General features: G+C 70.4%; 3 protein-coding genes. All 3 read right to left on the reverse strand.

What is annotated here, in order from left to right; genetic code table 11:
- Nucleotides 1–241 precede the first annotated feature (241 nt).
- Entirely contained in the window at nt 242–1072 is an 831-nt protein-coding gene (cobA, locus tag AC07PA_RS32570) for a uroporphyrinogen-III C-methyltransferase (RefSeq protein ID WP_494609607.1), read from the reverse strand.
- Entirely contained in the window at nt 1069–2004 is a 936-nt protein-coding gene (gene ybiB, locus AC07PA_RS32575; protein WP_494609608.1) for a DNA-binding protein YbiB, read from the reverse strand. Before ybiB ends, cobA begins: the two co-directional genes overlap by 4 nt.
- A gap of 61 nt (nt 2005–2065) precedes the next feature.
- On the reverse strand, nt 2066–4918 hold the full coding sequence (locus AC07PA_RS32580) for a nitrate reductase (protein ID WP_494609609.1): 2853 nt from the start codon (nt 4916–4918) through the stop codon (nt 2066–2068).
- Between the last annotated feature and the right edge of the window lie 119 nt (nt 4919–5037).

Genomic DNA, 5037 nt, shown 5'->3' on the forward strand with positions numbered 1-5037 from the left:
TGGACCGCCACCGCTGATTCGATCCTCGAAAAGTTGCATCGACTTTGCTCACGTATCAGCGGGACAGCACACTAGCAATACCTGGGCCAATGGCGCGTGGATCACTGCGCCCGCACGGTGCGCAGACGGGCCCTCGCGGGCGTGTGGGAGGCCGCATGTCCGCGCATGCAGGCAGGCCCCGCGCAAGGCTGCGGAGCCGGTGTGTGCCGGCGCAGCCGTGGTGTGCAGGTGGGGGGCTGGTTCAGGCCGCGCGCTGGTGGGCCGGCAACTGCGGCAGGGAGGCTGCGGCAATGCCCTGCACCACGTCGCCGACGACGATCACGGAGGGGCTGGCCAGCCCCTCGCGGCCGATGGTGGCGTGCAGCTCGCCCAGCGTGGTCACGGCGTGGCGCTGCTGCGGCAGGCTGGCGTGCTGGATGATGGCCACGGGCGTGGCCGCCGGCAGGCCGGTGAGCAGTTCCTGCTCGATGGTGGCGGCACCGCTCACGCCCATGTAGATCACCAGCGTCAGCTTCGCGTCGCGCGCAGTGGCGGCCAACTGGCGCCAGTCGGTACCGGTGTCGCCGGGCTTGGCATGGCCGGTGACGAAGACCACGCCGTGGGCATGCTCGCGGTGCGTGAGCGGCGCGCCCAGCGAGGTCAGGCCCGCCAGGCCCGCGGTGATGCCGTTGATGACCGTGACCGGCACGCCCGCCGCGCGCAGGTGTTCCACCTCCTCACCGCCGCGGCCGAAGATGAAGGGGTCGCCGCCCTTGAGGCGCACCACGTTCTCGCCCTCGTTCACGGCCATGAGCATCAGCTTCTCGATGAAGGCCTGCGGCGTGCTCTTGCAGCCGCCGCGCTTGCCCACGTGCACGATGCGCGCCGTGGGCGCGGCGTAGGCCACGATGGCGTCGCTGACCAGGTCGTCCACCAGCAGCACGGTGGCGGCCTGGATGGCCTTGAGCGCCTTGAGCGTGAGCAACTCCGGATCACCGGGGCCGGCGCCCACCAGGGTGCAGGAGCCGCCGGTGCCCAGGTGGGGGCGGTGGTGCTGCGGGGACGGGGTCGGGGGATTCGTGGGGCGGTTCATGGCTGTGTCTCCGGCAGGGCGGGGGTGGCTGTTTGACCGGTGATGTGCAAGATATGTTCCACCTGCCGCGTCAAGGCGGGCGGCACCGGCAGTTCGCCGGCGAGCACGCGGCGGGTGTAGTCGGCCGTGGTGGCCACGTCGATCTCGGCGGGCAGGCCTGGCACCTCGCTCGCGGTGCCGGGCTCCTGCTCCTGCAGCACATGGTGCACTCCGCCCACGAAGGCGTCGTAACGGGGTGTGCGGCGCGGGTCGGCCGCCACCTCGCCTTCGAGCCCGCGCGAGAGCAGCGCGTTCATGCCCATGGCGCTGAAGGTGTTTTGCAGCATCTCGAAGTACTCGGGGTGCGTGTAGCTGGTGACCACCACGGCGGCGCCGGCACAGGGGTTCATGAGCTTCACGGCGCTGTGCCCGGCATTGCGCAGGCCCACGGCCTCGCGCACGGCCAGCAACCGTGCCAGCCCGAGGTGCAGCTGTTGCGTATGGATGTGGGCCACCTCGCCGGCAGCGACCTGGCGCGGCGCTGCGAGTGCGGGCGTGCCCAGGGCCTCCAGCACGTCGGACGCCAGGATGCGCCGCGCCTCGGTGCGCATGCCGTGCAGCAGCACCGGCTGGCCTTCGCGCGCCAGCAGCAGGGCCAGCAGCGGGGTGAGCACGGGCAGCTTGCGCGCGCCGTTGTAGCTGGGCAGCACCACCAGGGGGCGGTCGCTGGCGGGCAGCAGGGCCATGCGGGCGTGCGTGGCGTCCAGGAAACCGCACATCTCGTCGGCGGTCTCGCCCTTGATGCGCATGGCCAGGCAGAAAGCGCCGACCTCCAGGTCGGTCACCGTGCCGTCCAGCACCTGGCCGAACAGGTCGGTGGCCTGTTCGCGCGTGAGCGGCTTGGCCCCGCGTGGGCCGCGGCCGATTTCCTTGATGTACTGGCTGATGCCCATGGTGGGTGAATGGCTCTTTGAGTGGGGCTGGGTATTTTCTCGCAACCCAGCGAACTTTTGGTTATATGGCGGCAATGGCGATGGTGGCCGCCTTGGGCGCCAGGGGCCCGGTGGCGCGCACCATGCGCTTGAGCTCGGGCAGGCACGAGCCGCAGTTGGTGCCGCAGCGCAGCGCACCCTGCAGCTGTGCCAGCCGGTCCTCGTCGGTGCCGTGGCACTGCGCCAGCCTGCCGGTGATGGCCAGGTCGGTGACGTTGAAGCAGGTGCACACGGTCTTGCCGCGCGACTGCACTGCCACCGGGGCCTTGGCGCTGGGTACCAGCAGCAGGCGGCCATAGGTCTGCGCGGGCAGCTCTTCCTGCAGCAGGGTCTTGATCCAGCCCTGGGCGCTGGTATCGCCTGCCAGCACGATGGCCTCGAGGGTGCTGGCACCATCGGCCCGCCGTGCCAGGCGCGCGGCGCGGCGCTGGCCGCGCTTCCTGTCGGCATAGCGCAGGGTGTCGCTGGTGGCCAGGCCCAGCAGGGCTTCGACGCGTTCGATCACGGCATCGGGTGGTGCCTCGTGTGCGGCGGCGCGCAGCAGCACGCCGGTGCGCTCGCGGCCCGGCTCCGACAGCGGGGTGTTGTTGCTGAAGGGAACGCAGCTCGCGAACGGGAAGGCCTGCATCAGCTCCGACAGGGCCGTGCGCGCGGCCAGCGCAATGTCCGCCGGCAGCCAGGCCAGGGCCAGCAGCGTCCAGGGCATCTCGGCCTTGAGGATCTTCACGGCCGCGTGCTTGAGCTCGGGCTGCTTGGAGGTGGGGCAGTAGGCCGAGGTGGTCAGCGCATTCACGCCCGACAGCCGCTCGCCCGTGGACGACTGGCCGCTGAGGTACTCGCTGCCCCAGTGCATGGCCATGAAGGCCTGCGACAGGCCGATGTTGGTGTCGGCCTGCACCGGCACCACGATGGAGCCGCGCTTGCTGGTGAGGTGCACCAGGTCGCCGTTCTGCAGCTTGCGCTGCGCCATGTCGTCCGGGTGCATCTGCACCGAGGGCTCGGCCACATGCCCGAACAGCCGGCCCAGCGTCCCCGTGCGGCTCATGCCATGCCACTGGTCGCGCAGGCGGCCGGTGGTCAGGCCGAAGGGGTAGCGCGATTCGCGCGGTTCGGCCACGGGCTGCCAGGCATGGGCCGCAAAGCGTGCACGCCCATCGGGCGTGGGGTAGATGCCGTCTTCGTACAGGCGGACCTTGCCGCTGGCTGCGCCTTCGGGCAGCGGCCACTGCTGCGGGCCGTTGGCCTCGAGCAGGGCCCACGACAGGCCGGTGATGTCCAGGTCGCGGCCGCGCGTGGTTTCGCGGTGCTCGTTCCACACGGCCTCGGCGCCGGCCTCGGCATCGGCGTCGTTGGTGGCATAGGGGAACAGGCTGGGTGCGCCGGGGCGCAGCCGTTCCTCCAGTTGGTGCGCGAATTGCACCCCGATGGCCCAGTCGTGGCGCGTCTGCCCGGGCGCGGGCACGGCGCTGCGCACGCGCGAAATGCGGCGTTCGCTGTTGGTCACGGTGCCGATCTTTTCGCCCCAGGTGGTGGCGGGCAGCAGCAGGTCGGCGTACTGCGCGGTGGCGGTGGTGGCAAAGGCCTCCTGCACCACCACGAACTCGGCACGTTCGAGCGCGCGGCGCACGGTGGCCTGGTCGGGCATGCTTTGCGCGGGGTTGGTGCAGGCGATCCACAGCGCGCGGATCTCGCCGTCGGCCGCCGCCTGGAACATCTCCACCGCCGTCTTGCCAGGCCGGGCGGGCACATCGGCAACACCCCACAGCGCAGCCACTTCCGCACGGTGCGCGGGGTTGGCCAGATCGCGGTGCGCGCTCAGCAGGTTGGCCAGGCCGCCCACTTCGCGCCCGCCCATGGCATTGGGCTGGCCGGTCAGCGAGAACGGGCCCGCGCCCGGCTTGCCGATCTGCGCCGTGGCCAGGTGCAGGTTGATCAGCGCCGCGTTCTTGGCCGTGCCGCTCGTACTCTGGTTCAGGCCCTGGCAGTACAGGCTGAGCGTGGCCTTGGAAGTGGCGAACCACTGCGCGGCCGTGGCCAGGTCGGCCTCGGGAATGCCGCACACCGCGCTCACGTGCTCGGGTGTGCAATCGACCACCAGCGCCTTGAGCGCATCGAAGCCGCTGGTGTGCGCGCCAATGTAGGCGGCATCCACCCAGCCCTCGCGCAGCATGAGGTGCAGCATGCCGTTGAACAGCATCACGTCGCTGCCCGGCTGGATCGGCAGGAACAGGTCGGCCATGCCCGCGGTGTCGGTGCGGCGCGGGTCGGCGACGATGACCTTCATGGCCGGGTTGGCGGCGCGCGCGTCCTCGATGCGCCGAAACAGGATGGGGTGCGCCCAGGCCGCATTGCTGCCCACGAAGAACAGGCACTGCGCATGCTTGACGTCGTCGTAGCAGGCGGGCGGCGCGTCGGCCCCCAGCGTGGCCTTGTAGCCGGCCACGGCACTGCTCATGCACAGGCGCGAGTTGGTGTCGATGTTGTTGGTGCCGATGAGGCCCTTGGCCAGCTTGTTGAAGACGTAGTAGTCCTCGGTGAGCAACTGGCCGCTGACGTAGAAGCCGACCGCGTCGGGGCCGTGCTGCTCGATGGTGTCGGCGAACCTGCTGGCGGCCATGCCCAGCGCAGCATCCCACGTGAGGGGCAGGGCTGCCTCGCCGCGCTGGGTGCGGTGCAGGGGGTGGAGCAGGCGGGTCTGCAGCGTGACGGGGCTGGCGGCCGTGAGGTGCAGGGTCGAGCCCTTGGTGCACAGGCGGCCGAAGTTGGCGGGGTGCGTGGGGTCGCCGCGCACGCCGGTGATCTGCGCGCCCTGGGATTCGATGATCACGCCGCAGCCTACGCCGCAGTAGGGGCAGGTGGATTTGGTTTCTTTCATGGGCGGGGTCTTTTTTTGTTGGTGGTTGCTTCGGTGCTTTGCTGAGGGCGGAGGCCGGGATGTGCGCCCGGCGGCGCACCTACTTTCTTTTGCGTCGCCAAAAGAAAGTAGGCAAAGAA

Source organism: Acidovorax sp. GW821-FHT09B03, from assembly GCF_059418305.1.

Excerpts from the sequence above, each read along its gene's own strand:
- AC07PA_RS32580 (WP_494609609.1), bottom strand. The coding sequence starts at position 4,918 with ATGAAAGAAACCAAATCCACCTGCCCCTACTGCGGCGTAGGCTGCGGC.
- ybiB (WP_494609608.1), bottom strand. The coding sequence starts at position 2,004 with ATGGGCATCAGCCAGTACATCAAGGAAATCGGCCGCGGCCCACGCGGG.
- cobA (WP_494609607.1), bottom strand. The coding sequence starts at position 1,072 with ATGAACCGCCCCACGAATCCCCCGACCCCGTCCCCGCAGCACCACCGC.